This window comes from Pseudomonas sp. MN1F (assembly GCF_009391885.1).
Lineage (GTDB): Bacteria > Pseudomonadota > Gammaproteobacteria > Pseudomonadales > Pseudomonadaceae > Aquipseudomonas.
On the sequence record NZ_VZII01000016.1, the window covers coordinates 13,277 to 27,645 of the forward strand.

Annotated in this window: 15 protein-coding genes; 6 read left to right on the forward strand and 9 right to left on the reverse strand. The window is 65.0% G+C overall.

Features of this window, described 5'->3' with window-relative positions; all coding sequences use genetic code 11:
• Positions 1–34: 34 nt before the first annotated feature.
• From F6X59_RS10400 to F6X59_RS10410, 3 genes are all read right to left on the reverse strand, one after another.
• Positions 35–625: an HAD family hydrolase gene (locus F6X59_RS10400; RefSeq protein WP_152956192.1), complete on the reverse strand. Its 591-nt coding sequence runs from the start codon at positions 623–625 to the stop codon at positions 35–37.
• On the reverse strand, positions 622–1,491 hold the full coding sequence (gene tesB / locus F6X59_RS10405; RefSeq protein WP_060509448.1) for an acyl-CoA thioesterase II: 870 nt from the start codon (positions 1,489–1,491) through the stop codon (positions 622–624). Before tesB ends, F6X59_RS10400 begins: the two co-directional genes overlap by 4 nt.
• A 147-nt stretch (positions 1,492–1,638) precedes the next feature.
• Entirely contained in the window at positions 1,639–2,211 is a 573-nt protein-coding gene (locus F6X59_RS10410; protein WP_152956193.1) for a GNAT family N-acetyltransferase, read from the reverse strand.
• Positions 2,212–2,380: 169 nt separating this feature from the next.
• Here F6X59_RS10410 and F6X59_RS10415 point away from each other — a divergent pair, with 169 nt between their 5' ends.
• From F6X59_RS10415 to F6X59_RS10425, 3 genes are all read left to right on the forward strand, one after another.
• Complete coding sequence (locus F6X59_RS10415) at positions 2,381–3,067, forward strand: histidine phosphatase family protein (protein WP_152956194.1); 687 nt, start codon at positions 2,381–2,383, stop codon at positions 3,065–3,067.
• Positions 3,068–3,105: 38 nt separating this feature from the next.
• A complete protein-coding gene (locus F6X59_RS10420) occupies positions 3,106–4,020 on the forward strand; it encodes a histone deacetylase (RefSeq protein WP_152956195.1) in 915 nt (304 codons plus the stop codon).
• A gap of 149 nt (positions 4,021–4,169) precedes the next feature.
• Positions 4,170–5,411 carry a TIGR03862 family flavoprotein gene (locus F6X59_RS10425; protein ID WP_152956196.1) on the forward strand — a complete coding sequence of 414 codons (1,242 nt, stop codon included), beginning with the start codon at positions 4,170–4,172 and terminating at the stop codon, positions 5,409–5,411.
• Positions 5,412–5,529: 118 nt separating this feature from the next.
• Here F6X59_RS10425 and F6X59_RS10430 read toward each other — a convergent pair whose 3' ends face one another.
• The 5 genes from F6X59_RS10430 to F6X59_RS10450 all read right to left on the reverse strand — a co-directional run bounded on the left by F6X59_RS10430 (position 5,530) and on the right by F6X59_RS10450 (position 9,870).
• Complete coding sequence (locus tag F6X59_RS10430) at positions 5,530–6,861, reverse strand: DEAD/DEAH box helicase (RefSeq protein WP_152956197.1); 1,332 nt, start codon at positions 6,859–6,861, stop codon at positions 5,530–5,532.
• Between the two features lie 55 nt (positions 6,862–6,916).
• Positions 6,917–7,831 (reverse strand): drug/metabolite exporter YedA, encoded by a 915-nt coding sequence (yedA, locus tag F6X59_RS10435; RefSeq protein ID WP_152956198.1) that lies wholly within the window; start codon positions 7,829–7,831, stop codon positions 6,917–6,919.
• Positions 7,832–7,940: 109 nt separating this feature from the next.
• On the reverse strand, positions 7,941–8,546 hold the full coding sequence (locus tag F6X59_RS10440; RefSeq protein ID WP_152956199.1) for a PolC-type DNA polymerase III: 606 nt from the start codon (positions 8,544–8,546) through the stop codon (positions 7,941–7,943).
• A gap of 8 nt (positions 8,547–8,554) precedes the next feature.
• A complete protein-coding gene (locus F6X59_RS10445; protein WP_346652488.1) occupies positions 8,555–9,034 on the reverse strand; it encodes an NYN domain-containing protein in 480 nt (159 codons plus the stop codon).
• A gap of 68 nt (positions 9,035–9,102) precedes the next feature.
• The gene (locus tag F6X59_RS10450) at positions 9,103–9,870 is read right to left on the reverse strand and encodes a DUF2076 domain-containing protein (protein WP_152956201.1); all 768 of its coding nucleotides are present in this window, start codon (positions 9,868–9,870) and stop codon (positions 9,103–9,105) included.
• A gap of 155 nt (positions 9,871–10,025) precedes the next feature.
• On the opposite strand from F6X59_RS10450, the gene F6X59_RS10455 reads away from it, so the two are divergent.
• Both F6X59_RS10455 and F6X59_RS10460 read left to right on the forward strand, forming a co-directional pair.
• On the forward strand, positions 10,026–10,682 hold the full coding sequence (locus F6X59_RS10455) for a YciC family protein (protein WP_152956202.1): 657 nt from the start codon (positions 10,026–10,028) through the stop codon (positions 10,680–10,682).
• A 96-nt stretch (positions 10,683–10,778) separates the two neighbouring features.
• On the forward strand, positions 10,779–11,273 hold the full coding sequence (locus F6X59_RS10460; RefSeq protein WP_152956203.1) for a hypothetical protein: 495 nt from the start codon (positions 10,779–10,781) through the stop codon (positions 11,271–11,273).
• A gap of 10 nt (positions 11,274–11,283) precedes the next feature.
• On the opposite strand, the gene hrpB is transcribed toward F6X59_RS10460, so the two are convergent.
• Positions 11,284–13,812 (reverse strand): ATP-dependent helicase HrpB, encoded by a 2,529-nt coding sequence (gene hrpB / locus F6X59_RS10465; protein WP_152956204.1) that lies wholly within the window; start codon positions 13,810–13,812, stop codon positions 11,284–11,286.
• A 116-nt stretch (positions 13,813–13,928) separates the two neighbouring features.
• Here hrpB and F6X59_RS10470 point away from each other — a divergent pair, with 116 nt between their 5' ends.
• Positions 13,929–14,348, forward strand: coding sequence for a polyribonucleotide nucleotidyltransferase (locus F6X59_RS10470; protein ID WP_152956205.1), 420 nt, complete (start codon positions 13,929–13,931; stop codon positions 14,346–14,348).
• Positions 14,349–14,369: the final 21 nt, after the last annotated feature.

Genomic DNA, 14,369 nt, shown 5'->3' on the forward strand with positions numbered 1-14,369 from the left:
CATAGCCATTTCCGGCCTCTTCGCGGCGCAAGGGTCAGCCCAACAACCCCCGCAGTGCCCGGCAATCCGCCGCATGCCAGTCCACCAGTTCTGGCCATGGATTATCCGGCAAATTCACCAGCACCGTGCGCGCACCCGCAGCCCGCCCACAGTCCAGGTCAAAGCGATAATCCCCGACCATCACCAGCTCACTGGGCGCCACACCCCAGACGCTGGCAATCTTCAACAGCCCATCCGGGCTCGGCTTGGGCTCTGCCTCATCGCGCCCGAGAATGTGCTCGACCGGGAAGCAATCCGCCAGGCCGATCGCTTCCAGCGTCACATGCGCCAGCTCCCGGGCATTGCGGGTGAGGATGCCCAGGCGGCAACCACGCTGAGCCAGCTCACGCACCAGTTCCACGGCCCCGGTGGCCGCTGTCGAGGCAATCGCCAGGTCGCGTTCATGCTCCAGCAGCCAGGCATGCTTGGCCGCCGCTTCCGCTGCCGGCAGCGCCGCCAGGTGGGTGAGAATGTCGTGCTCGGCCGGGATGTCCAGGGCGACGCGGATAGCGGCGAAATCGTGCACCGCCACCGTCAGGGTGCCGTCCATGTCGAACACCCAGTTGCGGATTTCGGCCAGGCTCATGCCCAGTCCTTGCGGTGGCGAATCAGGCCTTCCTGGGTCGACGATGCCACCAGCTGGCCAGCGCGGTTGAAGATGCTGCCGCGGCAGAAACCACGGGCATTGCCGGCCCACGGGCTGTCGGTGGCGTACAGCAGCCACTCATCGGCGCGCAGGTTACGGTGGAACCACAGCGAATGGTCGAGGCTGGCGATCTGCATGTCGCGCTGCCACACCGACTTGCCATGGGGCAGCAACGAAGTGGTCAGCAGGCCGAAGTCGGAGGCGTAGGCCAGCAGGTACTTGTGCAGTGCAGGTACGTCAGGGAGTGTGCCGTCGGCGCGGAACCAGGCGTACTTCACCGGGTCGCCGGGTTGCGGGTTGAACGGGTCGCGCTCGGTTACCGGGCGGATCTCGATCGGCTTGGCGCACAGCACCTTGTCGCGGATGCGTTCGGGCAGCTTGTCGGCGTGGGCGCTGGCCAGCTCGACTTCGGTCGCCAGGTTTTCCGGGCCGACCACGTCAGGCATCTGCACCTGGTGCTCGAAGCCTTCCTCGTCGTACTGGAACGACGCGCTGCAGGTGAAGATCGGCTGGCCCTTCTGAATCGCCGTCACCCGCCGGGTGCTGAAGCTGCCGCCGTCACGCACGCGGTCGACCGAATACACCACCGGCAAGCTGGCATCGCCTGGGCGCAGGAAGTAACCGTGCAGCGAATGCACGTGGCGCGCATCCTCGACCGTCTGGCTGGCAGCCGACAGCGACTGGCCCAGTACCTGGCCACCGTACAGCTGACGGAAGCCCAGGTCCTGGCTGCGGCCACGGAACAGGTTCTCCTCGATCGACTCGAGGCTCAACAGGTCGACCAGGTCGTCCAACACATGACTCATCGGGGGTTCTCCTTGTAGGAGCGAGCTTGCTCGCGATGCGCCGCGTCAACGGCGCTCGGTTTCACAGGCGCTGAACATCTTTCGGCGAGCACCTTGCAGGGGTAAGGAAATGATACAGGGTTTGTCATTGACGCCGTGCATGGCGGCTCATTCAGTGCGCAGGGTCTGCTCCCAATGTGCGCGGTCAATGCGATACAGCACGTGAGGGCGCAGCGGGTGGCCGATGGGCAGGCGGGGGTGATCGAAGCTGCCATTGGCGTCCTGGAGCATGCCGATGGCCTGCATGACTTTCTGCGACGGCAAATTGCTCTCGCTAGTGAACGACACCACCTCTTCCACGCGCAATTGGGCGAAAGCACAACGCAGGCAGGTCCATGCCGCCTCGCTGGCAAAACCCAGGCCCCAATGGCGCCGGGCCAGGCGCCAGCCGATCTCCACTGCCGGGGCGAACGGCGCATCGAAATTGACATTGAGCAAGCCCGTCATGCCGATGAACGCCCCACTATCCTTGCGCTCCAGCGCCCACAGGCCGAAGCCGTACTCGTTGAAGTGGCCGCGGATCCTGCCGATCAGCGCCGCCGCTTCCAGCCGCGTCATCGGCGCAGGGAAATAACGCATCACCTGCGGGTCGGCACACATTGCGGCGAACTCGCGCAGGTCGTCATCGTGCCATTGGCGCAGCACCAGGCGTGCGCTTTCCAGGTGGAGGATGGGGGTCATGGGAGGTGCTCCGGTTTTACGTTGTGGCATTTAACAGCGTAGGCGCGGCCAGGTTTTTCACGCAACCGGCGGCGCCCGGAATGCAATTTTCACAACCCCTTCACCCGTCCCCGACAGACGGCTGAGCACAATGCCCCCTCAAACCACCGCCGCGCCATTGGAGTGACGCATGCAGCCAAGCAACACCTTGGGCCACCCCGCCAACCACGCCCGTCGCAAGCGACGCATGTCACGCAAAGCCCTTGGTGCCGCTCTCGGCCTGTGCCTGGTCATCGCGGCGGTGACCACCTGGCTGGCGACGAGGACCCATATCGTGGACCTTGGCAACGAGCGACAGTTGAACGAAAGCGGCCTGCTGAAGGACTGGGCCGACGGTGCGGTAATCGTGATGATCCGCCATGCCGAACGTTGCGACAGCGCGCCCGGCCCGTGCCTGAACGACCCCACCGGCATTACCGTGGCCGGCAGCGAGGCCGCCACGCGTGTAGGCCAAGGCTTGAAGCAACTGGGCCTGAGCAATGCCGATGTGCTCGCCAGCCCCAAGGTGCGCACCCAGCAGACTGCGCACTTCATCCTTGGCCAGGCCGTAGCGAGCGAAGCCTGGCTGGAAAGCTGCGACAACCAGTTCGCCAGTGAAGCGCTGGCGCGCAAGCGTGCGGGGCACAACCTGGTACTGGTGACCCACAATGGCTGCATCGACCATTTCGCCCGCCAGCAGCATGTGGCCGGTGGTGAGCGCGAGAGCAACTACGCCAGCGCGCTGTTCGTCTCGGTCAATGCCAACGGCAAGGCGCGAATCCTTGGGCGCTTGAACGAGCCAGACTGGCAACGCGTATTGGCCAGCGTGGGGAAATAACTGGCAAGATCAGCGCTGGCCCCGATTGCGAACTTCCCATGCCGTTGCCGCTGATCTACCACGAAGACTACAGCCCGGAATTCCCCGCCGAGCACCGCTTTCCGATGGACAAGTTCCGCCTGCTGCGCGACCACCTGGTGGCCAGCGGGCTGACCACCGACCAGGCCCTGCTGCGCCCGGACATCTGCCCCAACGATATCCTCGCCCTGGCCCATGACCGCAGCTACATCGAGCGCTACATGAATGGCGAACTGTCCCGCGAGGACCAGCGTCGCCTCGGCCTGCCCTGGAGCGAAGCCCTGGCCCGGCGTACCGTGCGCGCGGTGGGTGGCTCGCTGCTGACCGCCGAAATGGCGCTGCAGCACGGCATCGCCTGCCACCTGGCCGGCGGCACCCACCACGCCCACTACGACCACCCGGCCGGCTTCTGTATCTTCAATGACCTCGCCGTGATCAGCCGCTACTTGCTCGCAGCCGGCCGCGTGCACCGGGTGCTGATCTTCGACTGCGATGTGCACCAGGGCGACGGCACCGCACGCATCCTCCACGACACCCCGGACGCCATCACCGTGTCCCTGCACTGCGAGCAGAACTTCCCCGCACGCAAGGCTCACAGCGACTGGGACATTCCCCTGCCACGCGGCATGGGCGACACGGCTTACCTGAAGGTGGTGGAAGATGCGCTGAACTACCTGCTGCCGCTGTATCAACCCGACCTGGTGCTGTACGACGCTGGCGTCGATGTGCACAAGGACGATGCCCTGGGCTACCTGCAACTCACCGACCAGGGCCTGGCCGCGCGTGACGAGCTGGTGATGCGCCACTGCCTGGGCCGTGACATCCCGGTGGTCGGGGTGATCGGTGGCGGCTACAGCAAGGACCGCGAAGCCTTGGCCAGGCGCCACGGCATTCTTCACCACAGCGCGGCACGCGTCCTGGGTTGTTCACAATGACTGTGGAACCGCTTGTGGATAACCTGCGGGAAAGACGCTGCAGCCCTTTACCAGCCTGGCCTGTAGAACACTGATCATTTTTTGTTCAGTGCTTAGCTTGGCCAGGCTGCGCTAGAATGTGCCGTCTTTTCCACAGCCTGCTGCCTACCATGTCAGATAAATCCCCCGCTTCCTCTCCCCAGGCCGTCGTGATTGGCGGCGGCCCTGCCGGCCTGATGGCCGCAGAAGCCATGGCCCAGGCGGGCCTGGCGGTGGAAGTGTTCGACGCCATGCCATCGGTGGGCCGCAAGTTCCTGCTGGCCGGCGTCGGCGGCATGAACATCACTCATTCGGAAGCTTATCCACAGTTCGTTTCGCGCTACGCCGAGCGACAGAGCGAGATTGACGGGCTATTGCGCGACTTCGATGCCGATGCGCTGCGCCAGTGGATTCACGGGCTGGGTATTGAAACCTTCGTCGGCACGTCGGGCCGGGTTTTCCCGACCGACATGAAGGCTGCCCCGCTGCTGCGCGCCTGGCTGAAGCGCCTGCGTGACAACAATGTAGTTATCCACACCCGCCATCGCTGGCTGGGCTGGAATGCCGACGGGAGCTTGCGCCTCGCTTATCCACAGGGTGAATTGCAGGTCAAGGCCGACGCCGTGGTGCTGGCCCTCGGTGGCGCCAGCTGGGCAAGGCTGGGCTCCGACGGTGCCTGGCAGCCATTGCTGGCCGAACGTACTGTGGATATCTCGCCGCTGCGGCCGAGCAACTGCGGTTTCGAGGTCGAAAGCTGGAGCCCAGTGCTTGTGGACAAGTTTGCGGGGGCGCCGCTGAAGAACATTGCCTTGAGTGTGCCAGGCATGGCGCCGCGCAAAGGCGAGTTCATCCTCACCGCACAGGGCGTCGAGGGCAGCCTGGTGTACGCATGGTCGGCGCAGCTGCGCCAGGCCATCGAGCATGAGGGGCAAGCCAGGCTATTGCTTGATCTGCTGCCGGACAAGCCTGTGGACAAAATTGCCCAGGCGCTGGCCAAGCCACGCGGGTCGCGGTCGATGGCCAAGCACCTGCATAGCCAGTTGGGGATCGACGGGGTCAAGGCGGGGTTGCTGCGGGAGCTGACGGACCATGCGACGTTTGCCGATCCCCAGGCGTTGGCGCGGGCGATCAAGGCCTTGCCGATCACGCTGCTACGGACGCGCCCGCTGGATGAAGCGATCAGCAGCGCCGGTGGCGTGCGTTTCGAAGGGCTGGATGAAGGGTTGATGGTTCGCCGGATGCCGGGGGTGTTCTGTGCCGGCGAAATGCTGGACTGGGAGGCGCCGACCGGGGGGTATCTGCTGACGGCGTGCTTTGCCAGTGGTTTGCGTGCGGGGAGAGCCGCAGCAGACTGGCTGAAATCTCAAGGCTGACCCCGCTCCCCTGTGGGAGCGGGCTTGCCCGCGAAGCAGGCAACGCGGTGCTTGGCACGGGCTTCGCCCGTGTTCGCGGGCCCGCCCGCTCCCACAGAGGTACGCGCTACTCCCGTAATTACGGTTTGCGCTTGCGCGGCCCGCCGTTGAAGCTCGGCACCTTGCGCACTGCCTTGACCGATGGCTCGGCAACGCCCGCCTCGGCGCTGTCCATCCAGCGCCCCAGCCCGCGCTTGGCGCTGTTCTCTTTCGGTTTCTTGGGCTTCTTCGGCTTCTTGATCACCTGGCCACTGGCATCGGTCATCGGTACCCGGTGCTCGGGGATGAAGTCAGGCTCTTCATGACGCGGCAAGGTCTGCCGGGTCAGCACTTCAATCGCCGACAGCATCTGCACTTCATCGGCACACACCAGCGAGATCGCCTCGCCCTTGTTGCCGGCCCGGCCGGTACGGCCAATGCGGTGCACATAGTCCTCGGCCACGATCGGCAGGTCGAGGTTGACCACCAGCGGCAGGTCGTCAATGTCCAGGCCACGGGCCGCAACATCGGTCGCCACCAGCACCTGGATCTCGCGCGCCTTGAAACTGTCCAGCGCGCGCTGACGGGTAGCCTGCGGGCGATCGCCGTGAATGCCGTCGGCATTTACACCGTCAGCCAGCAGGCGCTCGACCAGCTGATCGACGCCATTGCGGGTCTTGGCGAATACCAGCACCTGCTTCCAGCGCTGCTTGCGCAGCAGGTGCATGAACAACTCGGTCTTGCGCTTCTTGTCCACAGGCACCAGCCACTGCTTGACCGTGGTCGCCGCAGCGTTGCGCGGGCTGACTTCAATGCTCAACGGATCATTCAGCGCCAGGCCGGCGAGCATGCGGATCTGCTCGGAGAAGGTGGCGGAGAACAACAGCGTCTGGCGCTTGCGCGGCAAGGCGGCATACACCGACTGCAGCTCTTCGGCAAAGCCCAGGTCAAGCATGCGGTCGGCTTCATCGAGCACCAGGGTCTGTACCTGGTTGAACTTCACCGCGTTCTGACGGAACAGGTCGAGCAAGCGGCCGGGCGTAGCCACCAGCAGGTCGACGCCACGGCGCAGGCGCATCATCTGCGGGTTGATGCTGACCCCGCCGTACACCGCGTAGGTGCTCAGCGGCAGGTTCTCGGCATACTCGCGCACGTTGTTGTGCACCTGCTCGGCCAGCTCGCGGGTCGGCACCAGCACCAGCGCACGGATCGAGTTGCTGGCAACCTTCTCACCTTCCAGGGCCAGGCGCTGCAGCACCGGCAGGGCGAAACCGGCAGTCTTGCCGGTGCCGGTCTGGGCTGCGGCCATCAGGTCGCGGCCGGCCAGCACGGCAGGGATGGCCTTGGCCTGGACCGGGGTCGGGGTGGTGTAGTCCAGCTGCTGCAAGGTGCGCAGCAGCGGTTCGATCAGGCCGAGTTGGGCGAAATTCATGGCAATACCGTCAGGGGGTTCAGCGAAGGCGGCAAGTTTACCGCATCGCCCCTGGCTACTTGCAGATTTCGCCCTTCAACGGCTGTTCAGGCGCCTTGCGCCACTGCGGCAGGCCGATCAGCACCACGGCGCCAATGATCACCGCCATGGCCAGGCATTCCTCCGCGCCAATCTCTTCGCCGGCGAAGACGATGCCCAGCAGCACCGCCACCGCCGGGTTGACGTAGGCATAGCTGGTGGCGGCGGCCGGGCGCACGTTCTTGAGCAGGTACATGTAGGCACTGAAGGCGAGGATCGAACCGAACAGCACCAGGTAGGCCAGCGCGCCCCAGCCAGCTGCGGTGGGCATCTGCGTCATGCGCTCACCGGACAGCCCACTGCCCAGCAGCAATACCGCACCGCCGACCAGCATCTCGGCAGCACTGGCCATCGGCCCCTGGGGCAACGGCAGGCTTTTGCTCCACACCGAACCGAATGCCCACGAAGCCGCCGCGAACAGGATCAACGCCGCGCCGATGGGGCTGGCCTGCAAGTTCGAGCCGAGGTTGAGCAAACCGATGCCGAGCAGGCCAAGGAAGATCCCGGCCCATTCCAGGCGCGAGTTGCGGTGGCCGAACAGCAAACCAAAGACCAGGGTGAACAGCGGCACCGTGGCCACCGCCAACGCCGCCACACCCGATGCCACACCGGCATGCTCGGCCACGGTCACACCACCGTTGCCGCAACTGAGCAGCAGAAAGCCGATGGCACCTGCTGCACGCCATTGCGGCCAGGTCGGTGCCGGCACCCCGCGCCAGCGCAGGAAGCCGTACAGCAGCCCGCCCGCAATCAGGAAGCGCACCCCCGCCATCAGCATCGGCGGCCATGACTCGACGCCGATGCGAATGAACAGGTAAGTGGAACCCCAGACCAGGTACAAGGCCAGGAAGGCGCCGACGAGCAACAGCGGAAAGCGACGGGAGGCAGGCATGGCAGACAACTCAGAAATCCGTTTTCGGGTGACCGAGTTTAGGGCTGTGTGCAAGTAAAGATAAGTTACAAAACAGCGCGAAATGAGCGGCACACTTTTGGTGCGCTCATCAGGCGTACTTGGCCAAGGTTTCGCGAACTTTCGCGGCAGGCGTTTTCTGCAGGCGGCAAAGCAGCTCGTGGGAGAGTTGCTGGATGCCGTGGCTCTGGCGTAGCACACCGGCCAAATGTTGCAGCAGGTTGGCGGCCATCTCCGCATCGGCCATCGCCCGGTGCGCGGTACCGGTATCCGGCAGCGCGGCCCAACGGGTCAAGGTACCCAGCTTGTGGTTCGGTGCCGCCGGCAGCAGGCGCCGTGACAGCAGCAGGGAACAGGCGAAGGCCTGGCGACGGCTGCGGCCGATGCGGCTCAATTCGTAATCCCAGAACTTCTGGTCGAAGGCGGCGTTGTGCGCCAGCAGCGGGGTATCACCGACGAACTCGGCCACTTCGTTCATCACCGTGTCCACCGGCGGCGCCGTGCGCAGCATGGCGGTGGTAATGCCGGTCAGCCCGGCGACGAAGGCAGGCACCGGCACACCGGCATTCATCAGGCTCTGATAGCGCTCGACGATGCGCCCGCGTTCCAGCATCACCACCGCCACCTCGGTGGCGCGGCAGCCGGCACCGGGGGAAATACCGGTGGTTTCAAAGTCGATGACAGCAATACGTTCCATGAAAAACCTTAGTGCTTGAGCAACAGCGTGCCCTCGATGGGCACATAACGGGTGGCGGCACGAATCAGCGACAACGCGGTCAGGCCGGGGACGCCATAAACCACCGCCTCGGTGCCGTGGCGCTGGATGACCCGTTCCAGCAGCAGGTCGAAGTCACCATCACCAGAAGCCAGCACCACCTGGTCGACCCGGCTGGCCGCATCGATCACATCGAGGGTGATGCCCACATCCCAGTCGCCCTTGGCCGAACCGTCGCTGCGCTGGATGAACGGTTTCAGGCGCACGTCGAAACCGAGATTGCGCAGGATCTGCTGGAATTGCTGCTGCTTGCTGTCGCCACGGTCGATGGCATAGGCCACGGCCTCGACGATCTCGCCTTCACGGCTGACGTCCTTCCACAGTGCGGTGTAGTTGAAGTGGCAGCCGTGGGCCTGGCGCACGGTGTAGTAGAGGTTCTGCACATCGGCGAACAGCGCGATCTTTTTCACCACATACCCTCGACATGAAAAGGGGCGCAAAGCGCCCCTTCGGAAATGCCAGCAGTATGCCAGACCGGTCAGACGAACGTATCGTCATCCGAGAAGAAGCCGCCGCCCTCGTTACCGTAGTCGGTATCGGCCCAGCCACCCTGGTCATTGCCCCAGCCACCGTTGTCGGCGACCTGCTGCTGTGCGCCCTGGTCATTCCAGCCGCCGTTGTCACTGGCCGGTGCCGGCTCTTCCTTGATCACCTCGACCACCTCTTCAGGCTGCGAGTGGTGGTTGAACAGGCTGCTGATGCCTTGTGCCAGCAACACACCACCGGCCACACCCGCAGCGGTCTGCATCGCGCCACCGAGGAAGCTGCTGGCACCGCTGCGCGCCGGCGCGGCGCCAAACCCGGCCTGTTGCGGTTGCGCTTGTGCCTGCATTTGCGGCTGCGGCTGGGAGAAGCCCGGCGCACTCGGCTCGCGCCAACCGCCACCCGATGCCACCGGCGCACTTGGGCGCTGCGGCTGAACCGGCTCCGGATTGCGCGCACCGGCACCGAAAATGCTGGAGAGGAAGCCACCGCCGCCATTGCTGCTGCTGGCACGGGTTGCCTCAAGCTGGGCCCGGGCTTGCTTCAGCTCAGCCTCCAGCTGCTTGTTCTGCTCGTCCAGGCGCTTGATCGCGGCTTCCTGAACCAGGATCGCCTGGGCCATGTAGTACGGCGCCGCCGGTTGCTGGCGGACATGCTCCTCGATCCGTGCCTGCGCCTGCGCATCACGCGGCTGGCTCGGGTCTTCGGCTTGCTTGATGCGGCCGAACAGGCCGTCGATCAGGGTTTGTTCATCAGTGTTCATTGGGCTACCTCATGGGCTAGCAGGACATCGGACATGGCAAAGATGGGGGGCTTGGGCGAAGGATTCAATCACCGCGCGGGTGAAACTTTTTTCAGCAAGTGACAGCTCTGGGCTAAAGTTAGGCCCCTGTTTTTACTGCCTTGCGATGTTGACTGATGAATCCGCTGAGCGTTCTGCGCGACTCCCTGTACTTCTTCCGCCGCCACCTGGCCAACATCATCCCGCTGTGCCTGCCGCTGGTGGTGCTCGAAGCCCTCACCACCCAGCTGCTGTACCGGCAGCTGGGCGACCAGGCCTCGCCGGCCTACGGCATGCTGATCAGCCTGTTGTTCTACCCGCTGTACAGCGCGGCGTTGATCCTCTACCTGGACACCCGCAGCAACGGCCAGGAGATCCGCAAACGCGACCTGTTCGCCCGCGCCGTGCAGCTGTGGCCGCAACTGGCCCTGCTGATCACGATCAGCTCGCTGCTGATCATGGCCGGCCTGGCGCTGCTGGTGTTCCCGGGCGTGTGGATCATGATCAACCTGGTGTTCGCTGAGTACCTGCTGGTGCTGCGTGGCCTGCCAGTGGTGCAATCGATGCGCGAAAGTGCGCGGATGACCACCGGGCACTTCCTGCGCATCATGATCTGCGTGCTCGGCGTGCTGGCGCCGATCTGGCTGATCGATGGCCTGCTGCTGATGGCCTTCCCAGAGCCTGCGCCGGGCGTCGAACTGGCCCTGGACAGCCTGAGTGGGTTCCTGCAGTTGTTCAGCACCGTAGTGCTGTATCGCCTGTTCATGCTGCTGGAAGGTGAAGCTGGCGCCTGACGCTGTATACCCACGAGGCGCTGAAGGAAGCCATTCAGCCTCCCATGTGGCATGCCCGATCCATACGGTGGAGTCCCAATCACCTGGAGACTCCCCATGGATTCGCAAATACAAGACGCTTACGCCCGCTCGTTCAGCGGCCAACTGTATGCAATCGCCACCAACAGGTATGTGCCCCTGCGGCTAAGCAGCAGCCGCGACAAATGGAGTTGGGGTATCACGCCTCAGAACGACTGGCTCATGGCAGGCGGCAAGCAGAACTCCATACGCCTGGATTTTGCCTTCGACTCCCAGACACACGACCGACTGCATTACCACATCAGCCTCTCCGGCAGCGCGCATCCCCCCAAGAAACTGGGGCTCAGCCTGAACGGTTACCTGGGTTTCTACCAGCGATTGGAAGTGACCGATTACTGGAAGATCGAACCGCTGGAGCTGACAGAGCACGGCCTGATCTGTCACCTGCGTGATCATCAGGGCCACCGTGCGGGCGCCATCATGGACACCCCGCATTACAACGGTCAAACACAGTACCTGCTGAATACGAAAGAAGGCGAAACACTCACCTTCCTGCTTCGGCAAGACAGCTGAACACCGCCCCTCAAGTGCCGCGCGGCTTGGCCCGCGCGGTAGCTTCAGCGACCAAGGGATCATCTGGCCAATAGTGCTTGGGGTACCTGCCCTTCAGGTCCTTCTTCACCTCGGCATAGGTCGTGCGCCAGAAGTTGGCCAGGTCCTGGGTCACCTGCACCGGACGCCGCGCCGGCGACAACAGATGCAGTTTCACCTGCTGGCGGCCCTGGGCAATGCGCGGGGTATCGGCCAGGCCGAACAACTCTTGCAGGCGCACGGCGAGAATCGGCGGGCTCTCACTGTAGTCCAGGCGGATGTTCGAGCCGGACGGTACCGCCAGATGAGCCGGCGCCCATTCGTCCAGACGCTGCGGCAATGGCCAGGGCAGCAGGTTGCGCAGGATCGACGACAGGTCCAGGGCGGCGAAGTGGCTCAGGCGCGAGACCTTGCCCAGGTAAGGCTGCAGCCAGTCTTCCATATTCGCCAGCAAAGCCTCGTCACTCAGGTCGGGCCATTCGCTCTGCCCCTCCTTGGCTAGATCCAGCTGACGCAACAGCGCGACCCGCGCTTGCCATTGGCGCAGCTCCGGGGTCCAGTTCAGCAGGTTCAGGCCTTTGCGCCGCACCAGGCCAAGCAACGCCTTGGCGCGGGCTTCGTCATCCAGGCCAGGCAACGGTTCGCGGCCCAACACCAGTTCGCCGACCTTGGTCTGGCGTTCGGCGCGCAGCACCTGCTCGCGCTCGTCCCAATCGAGGATATCGACGCGCTCGACCTGTTCGGCCAGCACATCATCGAGCAGCGCCGGGTCGAACTCGGCCGCCAGGTAGATGCGCTCTTCTCGCTGACCCTGACGGCTGCCCAGATCGGCGATCACCAGCCACGGGCATTTCATCAACGCGTCGACCTCGGCGAACAAGGCGGCACGGCCATTGGCCAGGCGATACTCGGCGCCCCCCTCGCGCCGCTGCTGGGCGACCCGATCGGGATAGGCCAGCGCCAGCAATGCGCCAAGCCAACGCGGATGGTCGGGGTCGGCAACCGCCGCCACGGCCTTGCCGCGCAACAGGCCACGGTATTGCCGAGCAAGCTGTCGGGCGCGCTGCACAGCGCCCTGGCCACCCCGGCTGGCCTTGCCCTCACCGCTGACCAGCGCCAGGCGGCTGTGCAGGTCGGCACCACCCCCGCGCTGGATATCGCGCTCGCCAAGCAAGGCGGCGACATCGCAGGCCATCGTCGCCAGGCCGAGATCCTGGCCGCGCAGCAGCAGGTGGGCGATGCGTGGATGAGCCGGCAGTTCGGCCATGGCCTGACCGTGGTCGCTGAGGTTGTCGCGGCTGCCCGGCTTGAACGCGCCCAGCCGCGCCAGCAGGTCCTGGGCCTGGGAGAAGGCCGCGGCTGGCGGCTGGTCGAGCCAGCACAGCTGGTCGGGGGTAACCCCCCAGCGCGCAAGCTGCAGGGCCAGGCCGGCGAGGTCGGCCTGGAGGATCTCGGCGCTGCCGTAGGCAGCCAGCTGGTCATGCTGGGCCTCGGACCACAGGCGGTAGCACACGCCAGGTTCCAGGCGCCCTGCCCGGCCGGCGCGCTGGGTGGCGCTGGCGCGGGAAATGCGCTGGGTGTCCAGGCGGGTCATGCCGCTGCCCGGATCGAAGCGCGGCACGCGCGCCAGGCCAGCATCGATGACAACGCGCACGCCGTCGATGGTCAGGCTGGTTTCGGCGATGTTGGTCGCCAGTACCACCTTGCGCAGGCCTTTGGCCGGCGGGTCGATGGCGGCGCGCTGGGCATTGAGGTCCAGTTCGCCGTGCAGCGGACACAGCAGCACATCTGGCCGCTCACCCAGGGCCTCCTGCAGGCTTTGATGCACGCGACGGATCTCTGCCTGGCCGGGCAGGAACACCAGCACGCTGCCGGGCTGCTCGGCCAGTGCCAGCAACACGTTATCCACAACCCGCGGCTCGATGAACTCGCCCGGCTGGAACGGCCGGCCCCAGCGGATATCCACCGGGTGCATGCGGCCTTCGCTGCTCACCACTGGCGCGTCGCCCAGCAACCGCGACAGGCGCTCGCCTTCCAGGGTCGCGGACATCAGCAGGATTTTCAGCGCAGGGTCGTCACGCAGCAGTTCGCGGCCATTGAGGCTCAGCGCCAGAGCCAGGTCGGCATCCAGGCTGCGCTCATGAAATTCATCGAAGACCAGCAGGCCCACGCCAGCGAGTGCCGGGTCGGCCTGCAAACGGCGGGTGAGGATGCCTTCGGTGACCACCTCGATGCGCGTGTTCGGCCCGACCTTGCTGTCCAGGCGGATGCGGTAGCCCACGGTTTCGCCGACCTTTTCGCCCAGTTCACTGGCCAGACGCTCGGCCGCTGCCCGCGCAGCCAGGCGGCGCGGCTCGAGCATGAGGATGGTCTGCCCGGCCAGCCACGGCTCATTGAGCAGCGCCAGCGGCACGCGGGTGGTCTTGCCCGCACCGGGGGGCGCTTCGAGCACGGCTTCGTCGCGGTTTTCCAAGGCTTCGCGCAGGGCGGGCAAGACGGCATCGATCGGTAAAGAAATCATGGTGGTCCTCGAACAGTCTGGCGAGTATAACGGCGAACCCAGCCTGCTCTATCATGGTCTTAGCTTCAGGTGCTGGCGCTTCGCTTGCCCTGCTGAATACTTTTTCGGAGATTTACATGCGCATCCCATCCCGCGTCATTGGTGGCGCCCTGATCGTCACCCTGCTGACCCAGCTGACGGCCTGCGGCACCATCTTGTATCCCGAGCGCCGTGGCCAGATCGGCGGCAAGATCGACCCCGTAGTAGCCGCAATGGACGCCATCGGCATCCTGTTCTACGTGATCCCGGGCCTGATCGCCTTTGGTATCGACTTCGCCACGGGTGCCATCTACTACAAGGGCGGGCGCACGGCCCAGGTCGATCCGGCAAAACTGCGTGACGCCGTCAGCCCGGATGGCAAGGTCGACAACCTCAAGCTGCAGGCCATTCTCGAAAGCGAACTGGGCCAGCGCCTGCCACTGGATGACCCACGGCTGATCCAGCACCGCGGCAGCGTCGAGCAACTGGCGACCCTGGGTCTGATTCCTGCAGCCTGACACTGACAAGGACAATGCCCA

What these genes read in the sequence shown, in the direction of transcription:
- F6X59_RS10400 (WP_152956192.1), bottom strand. Translation starts at nt 625, where the DNA reads ATGAGCCTGGCCGAAATCCGCAACTGGGTGTTCGACATGGACGGCACC.
- tesB (WP_060509448.1), bottom strand. Translation starts at nt 1,491, where the DNA reads ATGAGTCATGTGTTGGACGACCTGGTCGACCTGTTGAGCCTCGAGTCG.
- F6X59_RS10410 (WP_152956193.1), bottom strand. Translation starts at nt 2,211, where the DNA reads ATGACCCCCATCCTCCACCTGGAAAGCGCACGCCTGGTGCTGCGCCAA.
- F6X59_RS10415 (WP_152956194.1), top strand. Translation starts at nt 2,381, where the DNA reads ATGCAGCCAAGCAACACCTTGGGCCACCCCGCCAACCACGCCCGTCGC.
- F6X59_RS10420 (WP_152956195.1), top strand. Translation starts at nt 3,106, where the DNA reads ATGCCGTTGCCGCTGATCTACCACGAAGACTACAGCCCGGAATTCCCC.
- F6X59_RS10425 (WP_152956196.1), top strand. Translation starts at nt 4,170, where the DNA reads ATGTCAGATAAATCCCCCGCTTCCTCTCCCCAGGCCGTCGTGATTGGC.
- F6X59_RS10430 (WP_152956197.1), bottom strand. Translation starts at nt 6,861, where the DNA reads ATGAATTTCGCCCAACTCGGCCTGATCGAACCGCTGCTGCGCACCTTG.
- yedA (WP_152956198.1), bottom strand. Translation starts at nt 7,831, where the DNA reads ATGCCTGCCTCCCGTCGCTTTCCGCTGTTGCTCGTCGGCGCCTTCCTG.
- F6X59_RS10440 (WP_152956199.1), bottom strand. Translation starts at nt 8,546, where the DNA reads ATGGAACGTATTGCTGTCATCGACTTTGAAACCACCGGTATTTCCCCC.
- F6X59_RS10450 (WP_152956201.1), bottom strand. Translation starts at nt 9,870, where the DNA reads ATGAACACTGATGAACAAACCCTGATCGACGGCCTGTTCGGCCGCATC.
- F6X59_RS10455 (WP_152956202.1), top strand. Translation starts at nt 10,026, where the DNA reads ATGAATCCGCTGAGCGTTCTGCGCGACTCCCTGTACTTCTTCCGCCGC.
- F6X59_RS10460 (WP_152956203.1), top strand. Translation starts at nt 10,779, where the DNA reads ATGGATTCGCAAATACAAGACGCTTACGCCCGCTCGTTCAGCGGCCAA.
- hrpB (WP_152956204.1), bottom strand. Translation starts at nt 13,812, where the DNA reads ATGATTTCTTTACCGATCGATGCCGTCTTGCCCGCCCTGCGCGAAGCC.
- F6X59_RS10470 (WP_152956205.1), top strand. Translation starts at nt 13,929, where the DNA reads ATGCGCATCCCATCCCGCGTCATTGGTGGCGCCCTGATCGTCACCCTG.